At 45.4% G+C, this 24,075-nt stretch carries 21 protein-coding genes and 1 pseudogene; 14 read left to right on the top strand and 8 right to left on the bottom strand.

Going from position 1 to position 24,075, the window contains the following annotated elements; translation table 11 throughout:
• Positions 1-56: 56 nt before the first annotated feature.
• From ftsA to ileS, 8 genes are all read left to right on the top strand, one after another.
• The gene (gene ftsA / locus A3GW_RS0100965) at positions 57-1,430 is read left to right on the top strand and encodes a cell division protein FtsA (protein ID WP_018367447.1); all 1,374 of its coding nucleotides are present in this window, start codon (positions 57-59) and stop codon (positions 1,428-1,430) included.
• Positions 1,431-1,451: 21 nt separating this feature from the next.
• The gene (gene ftsZ, locus A3GW_RS0100960) at positions 1,452-2,756 is read left to right on the top strand and encodes a cell division protein FtsZ (protein WP_018367446.1); all 1,305 of its coding nucleotides are present in this window, start codon (positions 1,452-1,454) and stop codon (positions 2,754-2,756) included.
• Between the two features lie 2 nt (positions 2,757-2,758).
• A complete protein-coding gene (locus A3GW_RS0100955) occupies positions 2,759-3,424 on the top strand; it encodes a YggS family pyridoxal phosphate-dependent enzyme (protein WP_018367445.1) in 666 nt (221 codons plus the stop codon).
• 11 nt (positions 3,425-3,435) lie between these two features.
• Positions 3,436-4,086: a cell division protein SepF gene (locus A3GW_RS0100950; protein WP_018367444.1), complete on the top strand. Its 651-nt coding sequence runs from the start codon at positions 3,436-3,438 to the stop codon at positions 4,084-4,086.
• Positions 4,087-4,088: 2 nt separating this feature from the next.
• Positions 4,089-4,343 (top strand): YggT family protein, encoded by a 255-nt coding sequence (locus A3GW_RS0100945; protein ID WP_018367443.1) that lies wholly within the window; start codon positions 4,089-4,091, stop codon positions 4,341-4,343.
• The gene (locus tag A3GW_RS0100940) at positions 4,344-5,129 is read left to right on the top strand and encodes a YlmH family RNA-binding protein (protein WP_018367442.1); all 786 of its coding nucleotides are present in this window, start codon (positions 4,344-4,346) and stop codon (positions 5,127-5,129) included.
• 10 nt (positions 5,130-5,139) lie between these two features.
• Positions 5,140-5,874 (top strand): DivIVA domain-containing protein, encoded by a 735-nt coding sequence (locus tag A3GW_RS0100935; protein ID WP_018367441.1) that lies wholly within the window; start codon positions 5,140-5,142, stop codon positions 5,872-5,874.
• A gap of 454 nt (positions 5,875-6,328) precedes the next feature.
• On the top strand, positions 6,329-9,091 hold the full coding sequence (gene ileS / locus A3GW_RS0100930; RefSeq protein WP_018367440.1) for an isoleucine--tRNA ligase: 2,763 nt from the start codon (positions 6,329-6,331) through the stop codon (positions 9,089-9,091).
• A gap of 103 nt (positions 9,092-9,194) precedes the next feature.
• Here the strand turns inward: ileS and A3GW_RS0100925 are convergent, their stop codons facing one another.
• Genes A3GW_RS0100925 through A3GW_RS0100915 form a run of 3 tightly spaced genes read right to left on the bottom strand, consistent with a single transcriptional unit; the run spans position 9,195 to position 11,305 of the window.
• The gene (locus tag A3GW_RS0100925) at positions 9,195-9,572 is read right to left on the bottom strand and encodes a VOC family protein (protein WP_018367439.1); all 378 of its coding nucleotides are present in this window, start codon (positions 9,570-9,572) and stop codon (positions 9,195-9,197) included.
• Positions 9,573-9,587: 15 nt separating this feature from the next.
• A complete protein-coding gene (locus A3GW_RS0100920; protein ID WP_018367438.1) occupies positions 9,588-10,403 on the bottom strand; it encodes a TIGR03943 family putative permease subunit in 816 nt (271 codons plus the stop codon).
• Positions 10,400-11,305: a permease gene (locus A3GW_RS0100915; protein WP_018367437.1), complete on the bottom strand. Its 906-nt coding sequence runs from the start codon at positions 11,303-11,305 to the stop codon at positions 10,400-10,402. The genes A3GW_RS0100920 and A3GW_RS0100915 overlap by 4 nt, the downstream gene beginning before the upstream one ends.
• A gap of 507 nt (positions 11,306-11,812) precedes the next feature.
• Here A3GW_RS0100915 and A3GW_RS0100910 point away from each other — a divergent pair.
• Positions 11,813-13,300 (top strand): ATP-binding cassette domain-containing protein, encoded by a 1,488-nt coding sequence (locus A3GW_RS0100910; RefSeq protein WP_018367436.1) that lies wholly within the window; start codon positions 11,813-11,815, stop codon positions 13,298-13,300.
• Positions 13,301-13,326: 26 nt separating this feature from the next.
• Here the strand turns inward: A3GW_RS0100910 and A3GW_RS11620 are convergent, their stop codons facing one another.
• The 3 genes from A3GW_RS11620 to A3GW_RS11325 all read right to left on the bottom strand — a co-directional run bounded on the left by A3GW_RS11620 (position 13,327) and on the right by A3GW_RS11325 (position 15,440).
• Complete coding sequence (locus tag A3GW_RS11620) at positions 13,327-13,485, bottom strand: hypothetical protein (RefSeq protein ID WP_018367435.1); 159 nt, start codon at positions 13,483-13,485, stop codon at positions 13,327-13,329.
• A gap of 314 nt (positions 13,486-13,799) precedes the next feature.
• Complete coding sequence (gene obgE / locus A3GW_RS0100895) at positions 13,800-15,113, bottom strand: GTPase ObgE (protein WP_018367433.1); 1,314 nt, start codon at positions 15,111-15,113, stop codon at positions 13,800-13,802.
• A gap of 198 nt (positions 15,114-15,311) precedes the next feature.
• Positions 15,312-15,440, bottom strand: a complete 129-nt coding sequence (locus A3GW_RS11325; RefSeq protein WP_018367432.1) for a DUF4044 domain-containing protein — start codon at positions 15,438-15,440, stop codon at positions 15,312-15,314.
• 205 nt (positions 15,441-15,645) lie between these two features.
• Between A3GW_RS11325 and galE the strand changes: the two genes are divergently transcribed.
• The 5 genes and pseudogenes from galE to A3GW_RS11990 all read left to right on the top strand — a co-directional run bounded on the left by galE (position 15,646) and on the right by A3GW_RS11990 (position 21,009).
• Positions 15,646-16,662, top strand: a complete 1,017-nt coding sequence (galE, locus tag A3GW_RS0100885) for a UDP-glucose 4-epimerase GalE (RefSeq protein ID WP_018367431.1) — start codon at positions 15,646-15,648, stop codon at positions 16,660-16,662.
• A gap of 111 nt (positions 16,663-16,773) precedes the next feature.
• Positions 16,774-18,558, top strand: coding sequence for a DNA primase (dnaG, locus tag A3GW_RS0100880; protein WP_018367430.1), 1,785 nt, complete (start codon positions 16,774-16,776; stop codon positions 18,556-18,558).
• 8 nt (positions 18,559-18,566) lie between these two features.
• Entirely contained in the window at positions 18,567-19,676 is a 1,110-nt protein-coding gene (gene rpoD, locus A3GW_RS0100875; RefSeq protein ID WP_018367429.1) for an RNA polymerase sigma factor RpoD, read from the top strand.
• Between the two features lie 511 nt (positions 19,677-20,187).
• Positions 20,188-20,595 (top strand): annotated as a pseudogene (locus A3GW_RS11995) (GNAT family N-acetyltransferase); the annotation flags it as partial.
• A gap of 84 nt (positions 20,596-20,679) precedes the next feature.
• On the top strand, positions 20,680-21,009 hold the full coding sequence (locus A3GW_RS11990; protein WP_026216526.1) for a metal-sulfur cluster assembly factor: 330 nt from the start codon (positions 20,680-20,682) through the stop codon (positions 21,007-21,009).
• 64 nt (positions 21,010-21,073) lie between these two features.
• Here the strand turns inward: A3GW_RS11990 and gorA are convergent, their stop codons facing one another.
• Together gorA and A3GW_RS10580 are read right to left on the bottom strand one after the other, a co-directional pair.
• Entirely contained in the window at positions 21,074-22,426 is a 1,353-nt protein-coding gene (gorA, locus tag A3GW_RS0100865) for a glutathione-disulfide reductase (protein ID WP_018367427.1), read from the bottom strand.
• A 115-nt stretch (positions 22,427-22,541) separates the two neighbouring features.
• Positions 22,542-24,002, bottom strand: a complete 1,461-nt coding sequence (locus A3GW_RS10580) for a hypothetical protein (RefSeq protein ID WP_018367426.1) — start codon at positions 24,000-24,002, stop codon at positions 22,542-22,544.
• Positions 24,003-24,075 lie beyond the last annotated feature (73 nt).

Below are 24,075 nucleotides of genomic sequence, written 5' to 3'. Positions count from 1 at the left end.
AAGACTATAGTAAATAAAGTCTTTTATTAAAGTGTTGAAACGGAGAGGTCGAGTTAATGGCTAGAAATGGCTTTTTTACAGGATTGGATATAGGAACCAGCTCGATTAAGGTACTCGTTGCAGAGTTCGTTAATGGTCAGATGAATGTGATTGGGGCTAGTAATGTTCCAAGTGCAGGTGTTAAAGATGGTATTGTGATTGATATTGAAGCAGCAGCAGCAAGCGTGCGTGAGGCGATTGAGCAAGCTGAAGAAAAAGCAGGCGTATCGATTGATAAGGTCAGTGTTGCCCTTCCTGCTCAACAGATTCAGATGGAGCCAACGCAGGGCATGATTCCCATCGCAGGTAGCAGCAAAGAAATCAGAGATGAAGATGTTGAGAATGTTATCAAATCTGCTTTAACGAAAAATGTCGCCCCTGAACGTGAGGTTATCTCATTGATTCCAGAGGAGTTTACGATTGATGGCTTTAAAGGGATCCGTGACCCTCGTGGAATGATGGGAATTCGTCTTGAGATGAGAGGGACACTTTACACAGGACCGTCAACAGTTCTTCATAACCTACGCAAGGCCATCGAACGTGCTGGTCTGAAACTTGAACACACGGTAATTTCTTCCTTAGCCTTGACTGGTGCGATTTTGAACGAAGGCGAACGCGAATTCGGTGCAACTGTTATCGATATGGGGGCTGGACAGACAACTATTTCTGTCATAAAAAATCAACAATTGCAGCACAATGAAGTCTTCCATGAGGGAGGCGACTATGTGACAAAGGATATTTCCAAAGTTCTGAAAACGTCTATTCAGACAGCTGAAACCTTGAAATATAACTTTGGCAGTGCTGATTTAGAAACGGCTAGTCAAACAGATGTTGTACAGGTTGATGTTGTCGGTTCATCACAACCGCTTGAGGTCACAGAACACTATTTGGCTGAGATTATTGTTGCCCGTATTCGTCATATTTTAGACCGCGTTTATCAGACGCTTAATCAGGCGCGTTTACTTGACATGCCTGGTGGGATAGTTGTGACAGGCGGTGGTGCTATTTTGCCAGGTGTGGCTGACTTAGCTCAACAAATTTTCGGTGTTCCTGTGAAGCTTCATATCCCACATCAGGTTGGTATTCGCAATCCGATATTTTCAACGGTTATCAGCTTGGTTGAGACAGTTGGTCAGATGAGTGATGTTGATATCATTGCTCAGGCGGCTGTATCAGGTGAAGAGTTGCTGAGACGTAAACCAATTGAGGTGACGACTTCACCCTCAACAGTGGAACGTTTAGCAAGCAAAATCTTGCCGATAGAGCCTGCTGTTGCCGAACAAGACAGTCCACAGTCTGACTATTCAGCAACGGAAGAAACGGCGGCACCTAAGAAAAAATTAGGAGACCGTTTCAGAGGACTTTTTGACAATCTCCATCTATTTGATTAAAAGCAGTAAACGAGGTGAATTATGGTATTTTCATTTGATGCGGCATCTGTTCAAGGTGCAGTGATTAAAGTTATCGGTGTTGGTGGTGGCGGTGGCAATGCCATCAACCGTATGATTGATGAAGGTGTAGCAGGCGTGGAGTTTATCGCAGCGAATACTGATATTCAAGCACTCAGCTCGTCTAAGGCTGAAACGGTTATTCAACTTGGGCCAAAATTGACCCGTGGTTTGGGTGCAGGCGGTCAGCCTGAAGTAGGTCGCAAAGCGGCTGAAGAAAGTGAAGAAGTTTTGACAGATGCCCTTGCAGGTGCAGATATGGTCTTTATCACAGCTGGCATGGGCGGTGGCTCAGGTACAGGTGCTGCACCAGTTATCGCACGTATTGCAAAGAGCTTGGGCGCTTTGACTGTTGCGGTTGTGACACGTCCCTTTGGATTTGAGGGCAATAAGCGGAGCACCTTTGCCATTCAAGGGATTGAAGAGCTGCGTGAACAAGTTGATACTTTGTTGATTATTTCAAACAATAACTTGCTTGAAATCGTGGACAAGAAGACACCGCTCTTAGAAGCACTTAGTGAAGCAGATAATGTCCTTCGCCAAGGTGTGCAAGGGATCACTGACCTCATTACCAGTCCAGGTCTCATTAACCTTGACTTTGCCGACGTTAAAACAGTCATGGCAAATAAAGGGAATGCCCTCATGGGTATCGGTATCGGTACTGGGGAAGAGCGCATTGTCGAGGCAGCTCGCAAGGCAATTTACTCTCCGCTTCTTGAGACAACAATTGATGGTTCAGAGGATGTTATCGTCAACGTGACCGGTGGTCTTGACATGACCTTGACAGAAGCAGAAGAAGCTTCTGAAATCGTTGGTCAAGCAGCTGGCAACGGTGTAAACATCTGGTTGGGCACATCGATTGATGAGAGCATGCGCGATGAAATCCGTGTGACTGTTGTAGCGACAGGTGTTCGCAAAGACAAGGTGAACCAAGTGGCAGGGTTTAATCGTGGACCACGGACATTTGGAGCTCGTCCTGTAGCTCAACAACCAGGTGCCAACTACGCAGGTGAACAAGCTAATCGTACAGAACGTTCAACTTTTGATTTGCCTACTAATCGTGAAACAACAGAAACCTTTAGCTCATCAAGACAACAAGGGCAACACACTCCAGAAGAATCACCTTTTGGTAACTGGGACTTGAAGCGTGACAATATCGCTCGTCCAAAAGAAGGTCAACTGGACAGTCAATTGTCTGTTTCAACTTTTTCAGACCGCTTTGATGGGGATGACGAGCTAGAGACTCCACCATTCTTTAGAAATCGCTAAACATGACACGGCTACAAACAGAACAGGTCAATCGAGCTGTACGCTCCGCTATGGAGCGAGCTGGTCGAGCTGATCACGTCACAGTCGTGGCTGTGAGCAAGTATATGGATGTAGAAACCACACAAGATCTTATCAACACGGGCGTTCGCCATTTGGGTGAAAATCGTGTTGATAAGTTTCTTGATAAATACCAGCAGATACATCATCCAGACCTCACATGGCATTTTATCGGTAGTCTTCAACGTCGTAAAGTTAAAGATGTGATTGATTACATTGATTATTTTCATGCCCTTGATAGCCTAACCTTGGCTCAAGAGATTCAAAAGCGGGCCTCGAAAGTGGTGAAATGCTTTCTTCAGGTTAATATCTCAGGCGAAGAGAGTAAGCACGGTTTTACGCCTCAGGAGGTTTTAGAGGCCTTGCCGACAATCGCAGAGCTGGATAAAATTGAGGTTGTTGGTTTGATGACTATGGCGCCCTTTGAAGCCAGTCCTAACCAACTCCATCAGATTTTTGCAGCGACACGACAGCTGCGAGACCAATTACAAGACAAACAATTAAAGAATATGCCATTGACTGAGTTAAGCATGGGAATGAGTGGTGATTTTGCCATCGCTATTCAAGAAGGTGCTAGTTTTGTCCGTATTGGCTCTTTATTCTTTGAGTAAAGGAGAAACCTATGGCATTTCGCGATAGATTTGACAAAATTATCTCTTATTTTGATACCGATGATGTCAGTGACACTGAAACAGATGTTGATGTAGTGGAACCTGATATTCAACCAAGGCAGGAGGTTAATTTGCCAGAAAAACAAGAAAACGTGAGTTCAAATCGCCCGAAAGCACCAACGACAAAGCCGACTCGCCAGTATCCATCAGCATCAGCAAATTCTCGTTCAGTTGACGATGCTGGACGTGAAGGTAGAGAGCGACTAGCAGGTCCTCGCTTACCAGAGCGACCACAGGCACCTACAAGCAAACCGAGCCAGCCGATTACTCGTCCAAAAGAACAGACGATTAAGCCAGGTCAAACTCAAATCGCTATCAAGCACCCCTTGCGCTATGAAGATGCATCTGCGATTGCAGATGCCTTCACACAGGGGCAATGTCTGCTTGTTGATTTTGAGTATATGCAGGACGATGCGCAAGCGCGTCGTTGTATTGACTTCTTGACAGGTGCTTGTGTCGTTGCTAATGGTACCTTGCAGAGGGTTGGGGCAACCATGTTTTTGCTCACTCCTGAAAATGTTGTTGTTACCATGGAAAATGCTCTATCATCACATCAAGGGATACAAGAAGTTAACTACGATTACGACATGAAGAGGCGATAACGATGGGGCTAGTGATTCGATTTCTACTCTTGACCTTGTCTCTTTACTCTAAATTATTCATTGCGTATGCACTTTTATCATGGCTTCCAAGCTTGTATGACAGCGCAGTGGGACGTTTTGTTCGCTTTCTCGTTGATCCGGTTTTAGCACCGCTTCGTCGGTTCAACTTGCAATTTGGTGGATTAGACTTTACCGTTTTTCTTGCCCTATTGTTGATTGAGCTTGCTTCTAGTTTCTTATCTTCGTTTTTATATTAAATGGCAAAGCAACTTTATCAACATTTTAATCCTAGCGAATATGAGACTGTCGAGAAGATACTGGACTTAGTCGATCGCTTAGAGACCTATTACTGTCATCAGCTAACGGGTTTTCTTGACCCTAGACAGCAAGAGATTGCTCACAGTATTTTAAGACAAGCTGGGGTCAGGTATTATTCTAGCCAGGACTATTATCCTCTGGAGCAGGCACGCTTTATTTTAGCGCCGGATTATTACCAGTTGGAGGTGACGGATTTTGAGATGGCTCTAGTCGAGATTTCCTATCAAGGCAAATTTGCTCAGCTCAGCCATTCCCAAATACTGGGCTCTCTGCTAAACGGTTTAGGATTGAAGCGTCAGGTGATTGGCGACATCATCGTTGCAAAGGGCTATGCTCAGGTCGTCCTAGACCAGCAGATGGCTGATTATGCTGTCCGAGAGACAAGAAAGATGGCAAGAACAGGTGTGCAATTACGCCAAATTGACTTTGAACAGCTGATAAGGTCTGAAGAAAAAACTGAAACAACTCTTTATCTAGTTTCTAGTTTGCGCTTGGATAAACTGGTGGCTCTCTTGACTGGTCAGTCCCGTCAACAAGCGCAGGTGATGATTACAAGTGGTAAAGTTAAGGTTAATCATCGGGAGAGCTTAAAAGTCACGCAAGAGATTACTATTGGAGATTTACTGAGTATTCGTGGTTCTGGTCGCTATCGCTTGACAGAGCATATTGGTATCAGCAAAAGTGGTAAACATAAAGTCATGATTGCCAAAATAGTAAACAGTTAAGGAGGGACATGTGTTAACAGCACTTGATATTAAAGATAAAACATTTCGAAATGAATTTCGCGGTTATCATCGAGATGAGGTCAATGAATTTTTAGACATTGTCATCGATGATTATGAAACCCTAGTTCGCCTTAATCGGGAGCAGGAACAGCGTATCCGTGATTTGGAAGAAAAATTAGCCTACTTTGGGGATATGAAAGAATCTCTGACCCAGTCGGTTATACTGGCCCAAGAAACATCTGAAAAGGTAAAATTGTCTGCGCGTACAGAAGCGGATAACATCCTGAACAAAGCTACTCATGATGCCAAGCAGCTGATTGAAGAAGCTAAAGTAAAGGCGAACCAACTGCTTAGAGATGCTTCAGATGACGCCAAGCGAGTGGCTGTTGAGACAGAAGATCTAAAACGCCAGACACGCATTTTCCATCAGCGTTTACTAGCTACGGTAGAAGCCCAGTTGGGGCTGGTCAATGCTCCTGAGTGGCAGGAGCTGTTGCAACCGACAGCGGTTTATCTGCAAAACTCTGATGCAGCCTTCAAGGAAGTAGTAGAAAAAGTACTTGGTGAGCATGTCCCTGAAATAGATGACACTGCCTCCATTGATGCGACACGCCAGTTTTCTCCAGAAGAAATGGCAGAGCTACAGCGCCGTATTGCAGAAGCTAACGCTCAGTTAGAACAGCAAGGACCAGTTCCTGATGGAACTGTCTCTGGTGACACTCAAACCTTCAAACTGAATATTTAAGCGACATAAAAACACGAACCAATCATGATATGCCAAGCGAGCAGGGGACGGTGCGAGCCCTGCCATCACTGATGATTGGTCCATCATTTTATAGCATTTTGACTGAATGTGAGTAGGTCAGAAGGTTTGGCTAACCTTACTAGCTACATAAGGGACAGAGTCTTTTGATCTGTCTGAAAAAAGGTGGTACCACGAGCTTTCGTCCTTTGTGATGAAGGCTTTTTTTCTTTTTGATAGTGTCTAAAGTGGTCCGAGATGGTAAGTAAACTAGTTTGGAAGTCTGTTTCTGAGAATGCTAAATTTCAAACTTTATTCGTGAGTTAAGAAGTATTGAGAGGCTTGCCTACCAAGACTAAAACACTGATATAGCTGACCACAACCAAACTATCTTCTAGTCGGATTGCCCTTTAGGGAACATCGACAATCGTGTAAAGTAACAGAAAGTGAGAAGATTATGAAATTAAAAGAAACCCTTAACCTCGGTCAAACAGCCTTTCCGATGCGGGCTGGGTTGCCGACAAAAGAGCCTGAGTGGCAAAAAGCTTGGGAAGAAGCCAAGCTCTACCAACGCCGTCAGGAGTTAAATGCAGGAAAACCTGCCTTCCATCTTCACGATGGACCTCCTTATGCTAACGGGAATATCCATGTTGGCCATGCCCTCAATAAGATTTCCAAGGACATCATCGTTCGTAGCAAGTCCATGTCAGGTTTTTCTGCTCCGTATGTCCCAGGTTGGGACACGCATGGTCTGCCGATTGAGCAGGTCTTGTCCAAACAAGGCGTTAAACGCAAGGAGTTAGACCTGGCTACTTATCTTGAAATGTGCCGAGACTATGCCCTGTCGCAGGTGGACAAGCAACGAGAGGATTTCAAGCGTCTGGGCGTATCTGCAGACTGGGACAATCCTTATATCACCTTGACACCAGACTTTGAAGCCGCTCAGATCCGTGTCTTTGGTGCGATGGCGGACAAGGGCTACATCTACCGTGGTGCTAAGCCTGTCTACTGGTCATGGTCATCTGAGTCTGCTCTGGCAGAGGCAGAGATTGAATACCGCGACATCGACTCGACCTCGCTCTATTATGCCAACAAGGTCAAGGACGGCAAAGGCGTGCTGGATACGGATACCTACATCGTGGTCTGGACAACGACCCCATTTACCATCACAGCCTCTCGTGGCTTGACTGTCGGACCTGACATGGACTATGTGGTGGTACAGCCAGAAGCTTCTTCTAAAAAGTACCTCCTTGCTGAAGCCTTGGTGGACAAACTGGCAGACAAGTTTGGCTGGGACAGCTTTGCTATTGTCCAACAGCATAAGGGAGCAGAGCTGGAGTATATCGTGACTGAGCACCCGTGGGATGCTCATGTGGACGAGCTGGTGATTTTGGGCGACCATGTGACGACCGAGTCTGGTACAGGTGTCGTTCATACCGCACCGAGCTTTGGTGAGGACGACTACAATGTCGGTGTTAAGTACGGTCTTGAGGTCTATGTGACGGTTGACGAGCGTGGACTGATGAATGAGCTGGCGGGTCCTGATTTTGAGGGGCAGTTTTATGACAAGGTCGTGCCGACGGTTGTGGAGAAGTTGGGTGATTTGCTCCTTGCCAAAGAAGTCATCAATCACTCTTACCCGTTTGACTGGCGGACCAAGAAGCCGATTATCTGGCGGGCAGTACCGCAGTGGTTTGCTTCTGTGTCTAAATTCCGTCAGGACATCTTGGATAATATCGAGAAAACGACCTTCAACCCAAGTTGGGGTAAAACCCGCCTTTACAACATGATCCGTGACCGTGGGGATTGGGTGATTTCCCGTCAACGGGCTTGGGGGGTGCCGTTACCGATTTTCTATGCCGAAGATGGCACGCCAATCCTGAGCAAGGAAGTCACTGACCATGTGGCAGACCTCTTTGAAAAAGAAGGTTCGATTATCTGGTGGAAGCGTGACGCCAAAGACCTCCTGCCAGCAGGCTTTAGCCACCCAGGCTCACCGAATGGGGAATTTACCAAGGAAACCGACATCATGGACGTCTGGTTTGACTCTGGTAGCTCGTGGAATGGGGTGATGAATGCCCGTGACAACCTTGCCTATCCAGCGGATCTTTACCTTGAAGGCTCTGACCAGTACCGTGGTTGGTTCAACTCGTCTTTGATCACTTCTGTCGCTGTCAATGGGCATGCGCCGTATAAGAGCATTCTCTCTCAAGGGTTTGTTCTGGATGGTAAAGGCGAGAAAATGTCCAAGTCCAAGGGCAATATCATCTCACCAAACGATGTCGCTAAGCAATACGGGGCTGAAATTCTCCGCCTCTGGGTGACTTCGGTTGATACCTCAAACGACGTGCGGGTATCTATGGACATTTTGGGGCAGGTTTCTGAAACCTACCGTAAAATCCGCAATACCCTGCGTTTCCTACTGGCTAACACTAGCGATTTCAACCCTGCGACAGATACAGTCGCCTTTGACGACCTTCGTAGCGTTGACCAGTACATGACCGTAGCCTTTAATGCGCTTGTGGCAACTGTCCGTGCGGCCTATGACAGCTATGATTTTATGACCATCTATAAGAGCGTGGTCAACTTCATCACGGTTGATTTGTCCGCCTTCTATCTTGATTTTGCCAAGGATGTGGTCTATATCGAAGCGGAAAATAGCAAAGCTCGCCGTCAAATGCAGACAGTCTTCTACGACATCTTGGTGAAGCTGACCCAGCTGTTGACCCCAATTTTACCGCACACCGCAGAGGAAATCTGGTCTTATCTGGAGCACGAGACCGCAGACTTTGTTCAGTTGACCGACTTGCCAGAGGCGGTTGAATATGACAATAGCGCCGCTATTTTGGCAGCATGGACCGACTTTATGGACTTCCGCACAAGAGCCCAAAAAGCCTTGGAAGAAGCCCGCAATGAGAAAATCATCGGTAAATCGCTAGAAGCCCACCTGACGGCTCAAGTGACAGCCAGTGAAAAAGCAGCGCTGGAAGCCCTCAACTGTGACCTAGCCCAGCTTCTTATCGTCTCCAAGCTAACCCTTGTAGAAGCTGCTGAGAGTGGCTTTAGTGTCGAGCGTGCTGCAGGTGAGGTCTGCCAGCGTTGCCGCCGCATTGACGAAACGACCAAAGAGCGTGCCTATGGGGTTACCATCTGTGACCACTGTGCTGCTATCGTCGAAGCTGAATTTCCAGAAGCAGTCGTAGAAGGATTTGAAGGGTAAAATAAATAAAAATCAGGGAAATATTATTTCCCTGATTTTTGATATTTAGGTAGTAACTTTTGACAACACAATAGTTGCCTTGTTTATTGGTAAATAGAAAAATTTAATAACTTTCTTCTTCGCGAACAGTATAAAATTGCCCGTTTGGTGACTCGAAACTAAAGTTTTTATAAGGTAGTTCGTTTAAGTCACTCACTGCTGGACTGACCGTTTTGACAAGTTGGTAAACCATCTCGATGTTATGAGTGAAAAAGAGTAAATTAGGCTGATTACCAAGCAACTCTGGCGAATACTGTTCAATGAAAGCTGTAGAATAGACCACAAAACTAGTTTGGCTATCTGGTGAGATTTTCATTTCAAATGTTGGAAACTCTAAGATGACATCTTCTTTGACAATGACAAATCCCATCTTACTCCAAAAATTTTTTTCGGCTTCAACATCTGCCACATAAATCATGGTTTTGTATGGATTATTAAACATCATTTCTCCTTTAATCTAGTAAAACTGTCGGTAAACATAAGGATTTTCTGGTGGTGATATGGCAGAGCTTTCTGTGATATCTAAGGCGGGCAGGTAAAGATCTAAGCTTTGATTGTAAGCTTTAGTTAGCTGACCACTCACTTGTATCCAAGTATTATCATCATAACTCATTTCATTGCCTTTTGTCAAGAGACCATAAACACCCGAATCAGCGATGCAGTGAATAATGCCGAAGCGAAAGAGATACTGTTGCCCTTTGGCTTCGGGATCCTTGTAGACAAAGCCTGAGTAACTGATTGTTTTCCCCATAAAGTGATCTGGGAACAGGTAAATTAGCTCCATGACTTCCATGTAATTATCATTGGTAATCGTAATATGGTTTATCTGCTGGTAACGCGAGAGGCTCTTTGCCATCTGGAGCTCGTAATTCTTTTTTGTAAAAAATAGGCTAGTATCTGGCTTTAAATACTGAATATCTGTACCATCAGCGCTTTGCAATTGGCTATCCGCATCAACCTCTGCCGCCAAGGGGAACTGATAGCCTTTGCTAGCGACGGTAGTGGCATTAAGAGTGACTGTTGGAATGAAAAAACCAATAAGTAAAGGAATAGCTAAAGTCAGCAGGCTTCCCCAGCCCAGCTGTTTATGCTGATGCTTATCTAACTGTTTGACCCATATTATGAGTTGCACCACAGCTAAAATGAAGGAAATTCCCATTGACAAAAAAGCGAGATAAGTGTAGCGGGTATTGATGTATTGATCCAGTTTACCAGTCCAGTAAAGGTACATCCCCAACTCACAGTAACCTGCTAGAATAATAAAACGTTTCATCCAATGACCTCCAAGATAAGACAGTAGATTAAGACAACTCCCCCAGCAACACCGATAAATTGCCCAATGAAGCGCTTTTTGAAGACCCGAAACATGAGTAAGAGATTTTTTATATCGATAATTGGTCCAAAAAGTAAAAATGCCATAACAGGAGGAAGTCCAAAATTTGACATCAAGGAAGCCCCAATAAAGGCATCTGCTTCTGAACAGAGCGACATGACAAAAGCTAGCAGCATCATCAAGAGAATCGCTATCAGCGGATGATTATCAATAGCAAAGAATAACCGAGTAGGGATATAGATTTGCATGCTTGCGGCCAATAAGGCTCCAAAAACCAAGTAACGACCGACATCGAAAATCTCATCAATAGCATGTGCCAGTGCGGCAAATACTTTTTGTGCGACACTTAGCTGACTATAATGGTGTAGGTGGGGGATCTCTGCTTGCTTGTCTAGAATATCAGGGTCAAGAACAAAGCCAAGTAAAAGCCCCAAAACAATAGCAACCAGACTTGAGCCCAAGAAACGCAAGAACATAATCCTAAAAGAATGCCCGAAAGCCGAGTACGTTGCAAATAAGACGATGGGGTTAATAACAGGAGCTGTCGCCATAAAGGGAATAGCAGTGTAACTAGGGACCTTTTTTTTGAGAAAACGACCAACAATCGGCACAATACCACACTCACAGGATGGAAAAACAAAACCGATAAAGGTACCAAAGACAATGCTAAGCACTTTGTTTTTTGGCAACCAAGATTGAAGACGGTCAGGGGTGACAAAGACATCGATGAAACCAGACAAAATAGCACCTAAAAAGACAAATGGCAGGGCTTCAATGATGATGGATAAAAAAATGGCGAATAATTGTAAGACTGAATGGGGAAGTTGAGAAAAAACGGTCATAAAATGGACATCTCCTAGCCTCCTTATAATGATTAAATCTATTATACACCAAAAAAGGCTTGTTTAGCCAATAAAAGTTAAACTACTGAGAGAACACAGGGTCGAAAAGAACTGTTAAAACGGACGAATGGACAGGTATCATGAATGCTGTTTTTTCTGCTTGAGTCAAAAAGAAGAGTATGCTATGTGAGGAATATCTTATTAGGACAGCTAACCTGATGGCAAGCAACAGTCAACGATTCAGCTTGTGGTAAATAGGGTAGATTATTCTCAAGACAGGATTTTGTTTGACAGGACTTATTTAATCTGCTAGACTATTGTTAGTACTAGACGGAGGTAAGAGGACGTGAACAAGTAAGTCTACTGATAAGTGTTATCTGGTAGGTTTTCCTAGTTTGACTAGGCTTGTTTGTGCGTCCATAGAGTGCCTCTTTTGGCATGATTTTTGACGTATTCCCTACTGGATAAGTAGGGAATTTTATGTTGAAATACACCAAAGGAGGAACGATGTTACAACTGAAAGATGTTACTATTACCCATAAAAAAGATTTACAAGTTATTGTTGAAAACCTATCCTTAGTTGTCAATCCTGGTGACAAACTAGCTATTATCGGTGAGGAGGGGACGGGTAAATCAACCTTAATTCAAGCAATGCTTGCCTCTCATCTCATTGAGTCTTATGCTGATGTGACAGGGCATATCACCAGTCACTTTAACCGTATCGGCTATCTTCCGCAGAGGTTGCCTGAACAGTTGCTAAACCAGACAGTGACAGATTTTATTTATGCCGATATGGCTATTGAACAATTTGATTTTGCTCTTTTTTGGAAGTATGTGGAACGTTTTGATTTACCGATAGAGCGTTTCGAGGAAAAGCAACAGAGCCTGTCTAGCTTATCTGGCGGTGAAAAAATCAAGTTACAACTTCTCAAGATATTAGTTGGGAATCCTGATCTGTTGGTGCTTGATGAACCAAGTGGAGACTTGGACTTGGCAACCTTGATTTGGTTAGAAGATTTTATTCGACAAACGGATAAGACAGTTATCTTTATCTCTCATGATGAAGAATTATTAGCCAGAGCAGCCAGTCGTATTCTTCATTTAGAATTAGTAAAAAAACGCCGTGAGGCTCGCTGGACACTTTATAAGGGGACCTATGATAACTATAAAAAAGAGCGTAGCGAAGCCCTGACAAAACAGCTTCAGGTTGCCACCAAACAGCGAGATGAAGCTGCCAAGCGCCTCATGAAACACCAACAACTGCAACAACGTGTTGAGCATCAGCTGCGTCAGACTAAAAATGATGTCGCTGGGCGTCTTTTAGCTAAGAAGATGAAGTCGTTGAAATCTCAGACGAAGCGATTTGACCGAGAAAGTCAAGAATTTATAGATTTTCCTGAGGACACGGATAGCATTAACCTTTTCTTTTCTGACGTTACCCCTCTTCCAAAACAAAAAAACCTCTTGTTCTGGGAACACAAGCCTTTATTGACAGGGCAACGCCTTAGTTTGAGCTTACGAGGGCAGGATAGGCTTGCTATTATCGGAAAAAATGGTGTCGGTAAAACAAGATTGCTGATGACTATTAGAGATGAACTGATTGAGCGAGAACATCTTTCAGTGGGCTATATGCCGCAGGACTACCATCAAATCTTGCCAGAACAGACGTCCGCCTTAGAGGTATTGACAGAGCGAGTGAGTGAAGAAGCGGCTAGAAGCCTGTTGGCTAGCCTCCAGTTCACGAGACAGGAAATTCAGCATGCTGTCGGTGAGCTTTCTGGCGGACAAAAGGCTAAACTTTGTCTTGCAAAAATGGTCTTAGAGAAAAACCAGATTATTTTGCTAGATGAACCGACTCGGCATTTGTCTCCGACATCTCAAGAAGAGTTTAGAAGACTCATACAAGCTTATCCGGGTGCCATTATTGTCGTGACGCACGATAGAGCTTTGCTAAACGCTCTGGACTGGCAACTATTAGATTTGGAACATCATTAAAACGGTTGGGAAGTCCAACCGTTTGCTTAGGTATTATCTTGTTTCAAGCGCTCGCGCTCCAAACGTAGTTTACGGTTGGGGTTGAGCGTGTTGAACAGTTCCTCTAATTTTTCAGCTGTCCAAACATCTGCTGCTGATACAAAGTTACCGTCCTTGTCCTTAAAAGATATCGGTTTATCACCCATGCTTGACCCTCCCTTGATAAGATTTTAGCACAAGTTATTTTGCCATTTGCTCAATAAAAACGAGACGATGAGCGAGAATTTCAGCCAATATATTTGCCATAGCACCAGTCAAAGGAGCCTTTTTTGCAAACAAATCTCTCATTGCTCTTGTTTTTTAGGCAACGCGCTTGATTAGGTTGTTACAGCCTCTGTTTATTTTGTCGCTTCTAGGCTTGCTCTCCAATTTTTAGGTTTGGGTTGATAAGGTCCCCCGAAGCCCTACTCGCTTTTTCATTTTAGGGCGAGTAGCTGAAAGAGTCCACTGGACTCTTTCACTAATCCACAAACTCGAACTCAAAGTTGCCGATGCGGACGGTATCACCGTCTTTGGCACCGCGTTCTCGGAGGGCTTCATCGACCCCCATACCACGTAACTGGCGAGCAAATTTCATGATGGATTCATCGCGCTCCATGTTGGTCATGACAAAGAGGCGTTCCAGTTTTTCACCAGACAGCACCCAAGCTGCATCGTCATCACGGCTGATGTCAAACGGTCGCTGGTCTTCGGTGAAGCCGTAGTAGGCTTCCTCGTCCAACATCTCGTCCTCGTTGTAAAGGAGAAACTCATCTGTCTTGGCCAATAAGTCAGCGGTTGCCTCTAAAAGAGCATCCAACCCCTGATGAGCAATCCCTGAAATTGGAAAAATCTGTGGTAACTCATCAAATTCATCGTAGTTGGCAGCGAGTTGCTCCTTGAAGAGAGCCAGATTGTCCTCAGCCTCTGGCATATCCATCTTGTTGGCCACAATAATCTGCGGTCGCTCCATGAGGCGCAGATTGTAGGTCTCTAGCTCCTTGTTGATGGCGACGTAGTCCTCATAGGGATCTCGCCCCTCACTAGCAGACATATCAATCACATGAAGGATGACCCGTGTCCGCTCGATATGGCGGAGAAACTGAGTACCCAAGCCCACACCCTGACTAGCACCTTCAATCAGACCTGGCAGGTCAGCCATGGCAAAGCTGTCGCCAGACTTGGTTCGGACCATGCCGAGATTAGGCACGATGGTGGTAAAGTGATAAGCTCCGATTTTAGGCTTAGCCGCAGAAACCACACTGAGCAGGGTCGATTTACCGACGGACGGGAAACCAACCAGACCAACATCAGCCAAAATCTTCAATTCCAGCTCCAACTCGCGTTCCTCACCAGGCTCACCATTCTCAGCAATCTCTGGTGCAGGGTTTCGTGGTGTTGCAAAACGAATGTTACCACGCCCTCCGCGACCGCCTTTGGCAACGACAAATTCCTGACCATGTTCGACCAAGTCTGTGATGACTTTGCCAGTCACTGCGTCCTTGATGGTCGTTCCTTGAGGAACACGCACATAGAGGTCCTTGGCGCCCTTGCCGTGCATGCCCTTGGTCATGCCTTTTTCGCCGGATGGCGCCTTAAATTTGCGGTTGTAACGAAAATCCATCAGGGTACGCAGCCCTTCATCAACGATGAAAATCACATCGCCCCCACGACCGCCATCACCGCCCCAAGGACCGCCATCTGGCACGTATTTCTCACGGCGAAAAGCCACCATTCCATCACCACCACGTCCAGCTTTAACGCTGATTTTGGCAGTATCTAAAAACATACTCATAGTTTAGTTATTCTTTCTTTAGTTGAAGTCTGGTCGGACAAGTACAGCAAGTCTGAGTTTTGCTTGACTCGATGACTTAACTAATCTTGTTAAGTCAATCTGGTCTTTAGCATGTCGAGCCGACAACTTTCTTGAGCTTGCTTGAGCTGTTGCTGCTCTGCTATTGTCCACACCAATGAAAAAACGCTGGGTAGCGTTTTAACGGATGGCTGAATAAGCGCTCAAAATCAAGCTCCCAATGGTTACTAGAACCATCAAAAGAACGACGAAGAGCGTCAAGCGTTCGAACCATGTTTTTTTACGTGGACCTTGATCACCAAAAGCCATGTGTCACCTCATTCATTGTTTACTATACTCTGCCATTTTACCATAATTTTAAAAAAATCGCAAAGCAAAATGCTAAAGTAGCCTCTTAAAACTTAAATTATTTATTGGGATATTCAAAGTAGGGAAGCATGGTTTTAGATTGACAAATCAAGGGATAATTGTATATACTAGAGATAAGAAAATCAGTTAACATAAGGAGGTTGGCATGGCAAGGATTTTGGTGACAGGGGGGACAGGCTATATCGGTTCCCATACCTGTGTGGAACTTCTAGAAAGCGGGCATCAAGTGATTGTGCTGGATAATCTGCGTAATTCAAACGTTAAAAGTTTAGCTGTTGTTGAAGAATTGACAGGACAGCAGGTCACCTTTTATCAAGGAGACATTCGAGATACGGAGCTCTTGCGCCAGATTTTTGAAAAAGAAGCGATTGACCATGTGATTCATTTTGCGGGTCTAAAAGCTGTCGGAGAGTCTTCACAGATTCCGCTGGACTATTATGATAACAACATCTCAGGAACCGTTAACTTGCTCAAGGTGATGGCAGATTATGGCTGCAAAAATATCATTTTCAGCTCATCGGCAACTGTTTATGGTAACCCTCATACCGTTCCAATTACGGAAGAATTTCCCTTGTCAGCGACCAATCCTTATGGTCGAACAAAGCTGATGCTGGAAGAGATTTTAACGGACCTCTACCATTCTGACAAGAGTTGGAACATCGTGTTGCTCCGCTATTTTAACCCGATTGGAGCGCATGTATCCGGTGATTTGGGAGAAGATCCACGTGGGATTCCAAACAATCTCCTACCTTATGTTACCCAAGTGGCTGTTGGAAAACTGAAGCAAGTCAGTGTCTTTGGGGATGATTATGATACCGTTGATGGCACTGGTGTCCGAGATTATATTCATGTGGTGGATTTAGCTAAGGGACACGTTGCTGCTTTGAAGCGCTTAGCACCCGAGACCGGGCTATCGATTTATAACCTTGGGACAGGTCAGGGCTATTCAGTTCTAGAGGTTATTCAACAAATGTCAGAAACAGTGGGTCGCGACATTCCTTATCAGATTGTGGCAAGACGTCCAGGGGACATTGCAACTTGCTATGCCAAGGTCGATAAGGCCAGTCGTGAGCTAGGATGGACAGCGACGCTTGGCATCAAGCAGATGTGTGATGACGCCTGGAGATGGCAGAGCAAGCACCCTCAAGGGTTTGAAGACTGATGGATGATACAGGGCATTTTGTCCTGTTTTTCATCGTCACCGCTTGTTCGTTTACCAAAACCTCTCCTTGTGGTATAATGGAATATAAAACATCAACAGCTGTTGGAGGAGGTGGTTCACCTGTTAACCAAGGAAAAAATTGCGGATATCAAGGCTAGTGTTAACATTGTTGATGTGATTAACGAGGTGACACCACTTGTTAAACAGGGGAGACAGTTTTTGGGGCTCTGCCCATTTCACAAAGAAAAGACGCCCTCTTTCAACGTTTTGGAGGATAAGCAGTTTTATCACTGTTTTGGTTGTGGCAAGTCAGGCGATGTCTTCAAATTCTTGGAAGAGTATCGGCAAATTAGTTTTACCGAAGCAGCTCACATTTTGGCGGAACGGGCTGGGATTCCTTTAGTCAGGCAGCAGTCGTTACCTCAGCAGCAATCACAGCACCCTCATCAACAGCTCTATGACATCAATCGCGATGCCGCTAAATTTTATCAGGCAGTTCTGATGACAACCACGCAAGGAGAAGCCGCCAAAGCTTACCTTGCTAAGCGAGGCTTGACAGATGAGTTGCTGACGTATTTTGGCATCGGTCTTGCGCCAGATGAGTCTGACTACCTTTATCAAAATCTATCCAAAAAGCATGATGAAAAAACATTGAGTGATTCAGGGCTATTTAACTGGAGCGAGGATCGTGCTTTTGATGCCTTTCGTGATCGGATTATGTTTCCCTTGCTTGATGACAGCGGTCGAACTGTTGGTTTTTCAGGACGGATTTGGCGGGACAATGGCAGAGCGGATCAGCAGGCGAAATATAAAAACACACGTTCAACGCCTGTTTTTAATAAATCTTATGAACTGTATCATTTGGACAAGGCCAAGAGTGTGGCGAAAAAAACAGGTGAACTCTATCTGATGGAAGGATTCATGGATGTTATCGCTGCTTATCGGGCTGGAGTCACAAATGCTGTAGCGACCATGGGAACAGCTTTGACACCAGAACATATTACGCACCTGAAGCCTTATGCCAAGAAAGTGATTTTAGCTTATGATGGTGATAAGGCTGGGCAAGCTGCTACCGACAAGTCCCTATCGCTCTTAACCGATGTGATAACAGAAATTGTCCGATTGCCAGACCAACTGGATCCAGATGATTTTTTACAGAAATATTCTGAAGAAGAATTAGCCCGTTTTCTGACCCAATCCCGAATCAGTCAAGTAGAGTTCTATGCTCACTATTGGTTACCAGATAATCTAGACAATCTTCAAGCCCAGATTGCTTATGTGGAGCAGATGGCTCAACTCATTGCTCGTGAGCCGTCAATCATAGCTCAGTCTAGTTACTGCCAATTAGTGGCGGATTTGTTGCCCGACTTTGATTATTTTATGGTTGAGCAAGCTGTCAATCAGCAGCGCCTACAGCAACCTGAGCCCAAAAGGTCACTTGCTAAGCCCTTGCCTGCTAGCTGGCAGCAACTTCCTCAAACTTCTGCTCAAAAAGGAGGGTTAGTCAGGGCTGAACAACAGCTGTTTTATCGCTTATTGACTCAGCATCATCTCTTGCAAGAGTTCAGGTATAACGAGGATTTTGCCTTTGTAACACCCGCTCTTCAAACCTTATATGAGCACTTGTTGGCTGAGGAGGTGATTGACTCCCAGATGCTGTCTGAGCTTTCTGATGATAGTCGACAGGCCTATTATGATGTTCAAGCAGAACATTTTCCAGAAGTCATGCCCGAGGGTGAGATTGAGGAGTTGCTCTACTGGCGGCAACATTATTTGAGCCAGCAAGAACTTGCCCAGCACCAGCGTGCTGTTCGTGAACACAGTAAACAAGGGAATTTGCTAGAGGCAGAAGATGCTCTGGCAGCCCTCATCGCCCAAAAAAGGCGTTTAGAATAGGAGTTTGTATGACAAAACAACAAGATATTTCAACCTTTAACGTTCAAGTTGCAGAATTTATTCGTAAACATAAGGCAGCTGGGACAGCTGTAGACGATGTGGTCACTGAGCAGCTCGTGATTCCCTTTAGCTTGGATGCGGATCAGATTGATGACCTCTTGACACGGCTGACTGACGGTGGTCTTGCGATCACGGATAAGGAAGGCAATCCGTCAACCACCTACCAAATTGAAGAAATTAAACCTGAAGAATTGAGTGACGAAGAATTGCTCGGCAGTAATTCTGCCAAGGTTAATGACCCTGTCCGCATGTACCTCAAGGAAATCGGTGTCGTGCCGCTCTTGTCTAACGAGGAAGAAAAAGAACTGGCTCTTCTGGTTGCGGAAGGCAATGTCGAAGCCAAGCAACGTTTGGCAGAAGCCAACTTGCGTTTGGTGGTGTCCATCGCCAAGCGTTATGTTGGTCGCGGTATGCAGTTTCTTGACTTGATTCAAGAGGGCAATATGGGGCTCATGAAGGCTGTTGATAAGTTTGACTATGCTAAAGGCTTCAAATTTTCAACCTATGCCACTTGGTGGATTCGTCAGGCCATTACCCGTGCCATTGCCGATCAGGCCAGAACAATTCGGATTCCTGTTCACATGGTTGAAACCATCAACAAGCTGGTCAGGGAACAACGCAATCTCTTGCAAGAACTAGGAACGGAACCGACACCTGAGCAGATCGCAGAGCGGATGGATATGACTCCTGATAAGGTGCGTGAGATTTTGAAAATTGCTCAAGAACCTGTGTCTCTTGAAACTCCAATCGGCGAAGAAGATGACAGCCATCTGGGCGATTTCATCGAAGATGAAGTGATTGAGAACCCTGTTGACTACACCACGCGCGTGGTGCTGCGCGAGCAATTGGACGAAGTCCTAGATACCCTGACTGACCGCGAGGAAAACGTGCTGCGTTTACGCTTTGGGCTGGACGATGGCAAGATGCGCACGCTCGAAGATGTAGGTAGGGTCTTTAACGTGACCCGTGAGCGCATTCGTCAAATCGAGGCAAAAGCGCTACGCAAACTCCGCCATCCGTCCCGTAGCAAGCAACTTAAAGACTTCATTGATGAGTGAGAGTGAAACAGACATCGGTAGCCCAAGGGCTCGATGTCGTCGCCTTACCTCCGCAAGGCTCAAACAGTCAGGGAAGTGACTGTTTGAGGTTGGAAATGAAGGAAACATTGTTTTCTTCATTCGTTGAGGGTTTTCATAGCCTGTAGGGCGTAGAAAGTCCAGCCAACTACTGCATCATGTTATTTGAGGTAAGCCTGTTTAGCTGATGATAGTCATGGTGTAGAACGCTGTCATTATTCCAGAGGACTTTCTGAGCGATGAGCTTAGAAAGTTGGTAGCGAACCGAAGGTAGAAATTGTAACGTTTTAGCGTTCAATTTCGTCTGACGAAAGTGTGGCGTTATCGCCTGTCACAACATTATCCGGATTACCCCCGAAAAATGTTGGCTAGGGAACCCTTAGCATTAGAAAGTGCGATTCATGTCAGAAAACCCTTGTACTGCTGAGCGAATCGAAGACAGCCTAAGACCTTAATTTATTCTTTTTGTACCTGTTTTTTAGGAGAAGATATCATGATAAGCATACGCCCTATGTCTGTGTCTGATATTCCTCAGAAAGCTGCTATCCAATTAGCAATTTTTCAAGAGACCTATCAAGGTTTGGTTGGTGATAACTACTTAAACTCCCTTAGTTTGCCCCAGCTCATGGAGCGCACGAAGGATAGATTAGACACTGAAGCTACTTTTTTGGCCTGGCTGAATCAGGAGCCTATCGGTTTTATGACTTGTCGTCAAGTTTCGGCTGACGAGGGAGAGATTTCAGCGATTGGCGTTCTAGCTTCACACCAGAAACAGGGGATAGGCACCTTATTGCTAGAGGTAGGGATAAAGCACTTGTCAAACTGTTCAAAAATTTTTCTTTGGGTTTTGGCTGACAATCGCCGAGCTGTTGATTTTTACAACGCTCAGGGCTTTACATTGAGTGGCAAACAAAAAATACTAACAATGGGGAAGCCTTTGTTAGCTGAGGAAATGGTTAAGACACATTTAGAAGAGGAAGAGGAAATGGCTTACACGGACCAAGAGATTGAAGACATTAAAACCCGCATTTTACAGGCTTTAGAAGAGGTGATCGACCCTGAATTAGGCATTGATATTGTCAATTTAGGACTGGTTTATGAGATTCGCTTTGAGCAAAATGGCCGAGCGGAAATTGACATCAGCTTGACGACCATGGGTTGTCCTTTAGCTGATTTGATTACGGACCAGATGTATGATGTGTTGAAAACCATACCAGAGGTGACCTCTTCCGAGGTCAAACTGGTCTGGTACCCCGCCTGGTCACCTCAGCGCATGAGCCGCTACGCACGCATTGCTCTGGGGATAACATTATAAAGCGATGATAAAAATGAACCTAAGTCACCTTAGGTTCATTTTTTGTTGATCGTTCTTGAGATATTTAACGCATGGTGACAAATTCTTCTGCACCAGTTGGGTGGATAGCAACAGTATTGTCAAAGTCTGCCTTGGTTGCTCCCATCTTAATCGCCACGGCGAAGCCTTGAATCATCTCATCGACCCCATAGCCGATACCGTGAAGACCGACAACTTTCTCCTTGTCACCTGCCACAACCAGCTTCATCTTGCAGGCTTGTCGATGGCTGGTGACAGCAGTATACATGGAGGTGAAGGTTGAGGTATAGACCTTAATTTGGTCTTCTCCGTAGGTGTTCCTAGCTTCCTCCTCAGTTAAGCCGACAGTGCCGATAGCTGGGTGGCTAAAGACGACAGTGGCAACGTTGGTGTAATCTAGCTTCAATCCTGTTTGACCGTTAAATAGGCGCTCAGACAAGCGACGACCTGCAGCCACGGCAACTGGTGTCAGCTCGATTTTACCATTGACGTCGCCTAGGGCGTAGATGCCGTCAATGTTGGTCTCCTCAAACTCGTTAGTCGCAATATAACCACGATCGTTGAGGGCTACGCCAGTGGCCTCCAGATTGAATCCTGAGATGTTTGGTTTGCGACCGATAGCCCAGATGAGGGTATCGACAGTGTAGCTCTGCCCATTTTCCAAAAGAAGTGTCAGGCTACCGTCGGCGTTTTTGACCACCTCTTTAGGCACAGAAAAAGTATGGAGGCTTGGGCCGTTTTTAGCCATCTCCTCGACTAGACCGTCGATGATAAAGCTATCAAAGTTCCGCAATGGCGCGTGCTGGCGGACGAAGAGGTGGGTCTCTGCCCCCAAGGCGTGGAGGACACCAGCCACTTCAACGGCGATGTAGCCTGCGCCAACCACTGCGACACGTTTAGGCACGGCATCTAGCTCAAAGAAGCCATCAGAGGTGATGCCATACTCTGCTCCTGGTAGATCAGGAACGATCGCATGACCACCAGTTGCAATTAGGATATGAGGAGCAGTGTAGCGCTCACCATTGGCTTCAACCGTATGGGCGTCAATAAATTTAGCATAGGCCTGAACTAACTCAACACCGTTGTTATCAAAGCCACGACCATAAGACGCATGGATACGGTCAATGTAAGCCTGACGGTTGGCTTTTAGCGTCCCAAAATCAAAGTTGTTGGTCGTCACATCGAAACCGTAATCAGCAGCGTAGTGGTTGATGGCTTCAGCTACCTGAGCACCATACCACATGACTTTTTTAGGGACACAGCCTAGATTAACACAGGTACCACCAATGTCTTTTGCTTCAAATAGGACAACCTTGGCACCGTGCATTGCAGCACGATTGGCAGAAGCGATACCACCACTGCCTGCTCCAATCACAATGTAATCATATTCTTTTACCATGAGAACGTCTCCTTACTTTACTAATAAATCTACTTTAGCACAAAAAATCGTCGCAGACAATTTTCTGCTACGATTATGATTGTTCATCTGTGGTTGGTTTATCTTCTTGGTCTGATTAGTTAAAAGCATTGGCGTAGATGAGATTATCAGCATTGGACTGGAGATGGATGGGCTCAAAGACCCAACGATTGCCCTCGGGGACACTTGTGATGAACCGTCGGGATAAGGTTGAGGTGAAGGTATTATCTGTAATGGTTACCTGACCAACCTCTGACGAATGTTGACCGACGCTCCCTCCGTAGGCAATAATCTGACCGTCTGAACCGATATAGGGCAGGAAGTGATTGTTTTGGATTGTAATGTGGTTACTCACCAGTTGGTTAGGGTTGTTGACCGGATAATTTGGGTCGATGGCTTTTAGCATCCCACCATCCCATTCGCCATTGTTTGATGATGCGTCTAGCTGGATAGCCTCTGCGATAAAATTATGGATGCTACGGTTGCCAATTTCTGTGACAGTTGTTAGTTCGGGCGCATAGCCTTCAAACACGTTATTTGAAAAGACAGCCTGTTGTACCCCGCCGAGATCAAAAATATGGCTGGATAGTTGCTGTACCATGGTGAAGCGGTTATTAAAAACCTGCCAATCGTAGCCGTGATTCGCCATGAGGATAAACTGATTGCCCTGTGTTAAATCTTTGGCTTCGACTGTTAGCCCCTGCATGGTAAAATGTGAGAGCCCATCGGTTGCTTCAGGGCCTGTTGTCAGCCCGAACCAGCGTGCTGAGCCGTCAACAACTAAGGTTGTGTCCTGACCACGGAGCTCTACATTTGAGGTCAACGTAATATAATCTGTCTCAGGGGTTTGGCTTCCAATGGCGAAGCGACCAGGAGGAAAAAGCAAACGTGAGCTTGATTTTGTTTGGGCAGCATTCAAAGCCTCCTGTAGAATCTTGTTGTTTTCAGTGGCTGTATTATCCTCACGAAACCCTAAGGTGGTCACCCAAACGAAATCTTCTTCAGCAAGGTCAGTTAGCTGACCGAGGTTTGGGAAAGTGGCCTCATAGCGGTATTGCACCTTGCCATCAATCTCTTTGAGTTGGATACCGTTGACTTGTCCGTCTTCCTGTTCGCCGTCTTCTGGATGATTGGCAATAGTCACTGTTTCACCGAGACGATAGGCGGTATCGATGGCACGTAATTGAGTTTCGGCGACCCCGCTCATCATCTTGCTTTGGTTATAGCTCAAATCATAGACAATCAGGTTATTCCCATCAATCGTTACTTTTTTACTGGAAACGACCTGCGCTATGTTATTTTTCAGGGTATCTAAGGGCGTGCCGTCGGTGTTTTTGCTGGCTGATTTAAGGAGAATAACCTGTTGCCCAACTGCAAAAGTAGGTTTTGGGTCTTGTAACTTGATTTGCCAGAGGGTTTTGACACTGGGGGTTTGCCCGTTCTCTATTTGACGAACGACATTATAAAGGGTAAGTGAGCTGACAAGCAACAGGCTTAGTAAGGTGATGTTGAGAGTAACTTGTCGTCTTCTCCTGACGCGATTGATTCGTTTTGGCACATTTTCCTCCATAGATATAATAACCCTATTGTACCATATTTTAGGAGGTTATGACCGAAAAAGACAGTGACTT

The organism is Streptococcus entericus DSM 14446, from assembly GCF_000380025.1.
In the GTDB taxonomy this organism is placed as follows: Bacteria; Bacillota; Bacilli; order Lactobacillales; family Streptococcaceae; genus Streptococcus; species Streptococcus entericus.
The sequence above is the reverse complement of the archived record's forward strand: the minus strand, read 5'-3'. Positions and strand labels throughout refer to the sequence as shown.

Excerpts from the sequence above, each read along its gene's own strand:
- gorA (WP_018367427.1), bottom strand. The coding sequence starts at position 22,426 with ATGGTAAAAGAATATGATTACATTGTGATTGGAGCAGGCAGTGGTGGT.
- A3GW_RS11620 (WP_018367435.1), bottom strand. The coding sequence starts at position 13,485 with ATGGGTGATAAACCGATATCTTTTAAGGACAAGGACGGTAACTTTGTA.
- A3GW_RS11325 (WP_018367432.1), bottom strand. The coding sequence starts at position 15,440 with ATGGCTTTTGGTGATCAAGGTCCACGTAAAAAAACATGGTTCGAACGC.
- ftsA (WP_018367447.1), top strand. The coding sequence starts at position 57 with ATGGCTAGAAATGGCTTTTTTACAGGATTGGATATAGGAACCAGCTCG.
- A3GW_RS0100950 (WP_018367444.1), top strand. The coding sequence starts at position 3,436 with ATGGCATTTCGCGATAGATTTGACAAAATTATCTCTTATTTTGATACC.
- A3GW_RS0100920 (WP_018367438.1), bottom strand. The coding sequence starts at position 10,403 with ATGAAACGTTTTATTATTCTAGCAGGTTACTGTGAGTTGGGGATGTAC.
- A3GW_RS0100925 (WP_018367439.1), bottom strand. The coding sequence starts at position 9,572 with ATGTTTAATAATCCATACAAAACCATGATTTATGTGGCAGATGTTGAA.
- obgE (WP_018367433.1), bottom strand. The coding sequence starts at position 15,113 with ATGAGTATGTTTTTAGATACTGCCAAAATCAGCGTTAAAGCTGGACGT.
- galE (WP_018367431.1), top strand. The coding sequence starts at position 15,646 with ATGGCAAGGATTTTGGTGACAGGGGGGACAGGCTATATCGGTTCCCAT.
- rpoD (WP_018367429.1), top strand. The coding sequence starts at position 18,567 with ATGACAAAACAACAAGATATTTCAACCTTTAACGTTCAAGTTGCAGAA.
- A3GW_RS0100955 (WP_018367445.1), top strand. The coding sequence starts at position 2,759 with ATGACACGGCTACAAACAGAACAGGTCAATCGAGCTGTACGCTCCGCT.
- A3GW_RS0100945 (WP_018367443.1), top strand. The coding sequence starts at position 4,089 with ATGGGGCTAGTGATTCGATTTCTACTCTTGACCTTGTCTCTTTACTCT.
- A3GW_RS0100910 (WP_018367436.1), top strand. The coding sequence starts at position 11,813 with ATGTTACAACTGAAAGATGTTACTATTACCCATAAAAAAGATTTACAA.
- A3GW_RS0100915 (WP_018367437.1), bottom strand. The coding sequence starts at position 11,305 with ATGACCGTTTTTTCTCAACTTCCCCATTCAGTCTTACAATTATTCGCC.
- ileS (WP_018367440.1), top strand. The coding sequence starts at position 6,329 with ATGAAATTAAAAGAAACCCTTAACCTCGGTCAAACAGCCTTTCCGATG.
- A3GW_RS11990 (WP_026216526.1), top strand. The coding sequence starts at position 20,680 with ATGGCTTACACGGACCAAGAGATTGAAGACATTAAAACCCGCATTTTA.
- ftsZ (WP_018367446.1), top strand. The coding sequence starts at position 1,452 with ATGGTATTTTCATTTGATGCGGCATCTGTTCAAGGTGCAGTGATTAAA.
- A3GW_RS0100940 (WP_018367442.1), top strand. The coding sequence starts at position 4,344 with ATGGCAAAGCAACTTTATCAACATTTTAATCCTAGCGAATATGAGACT.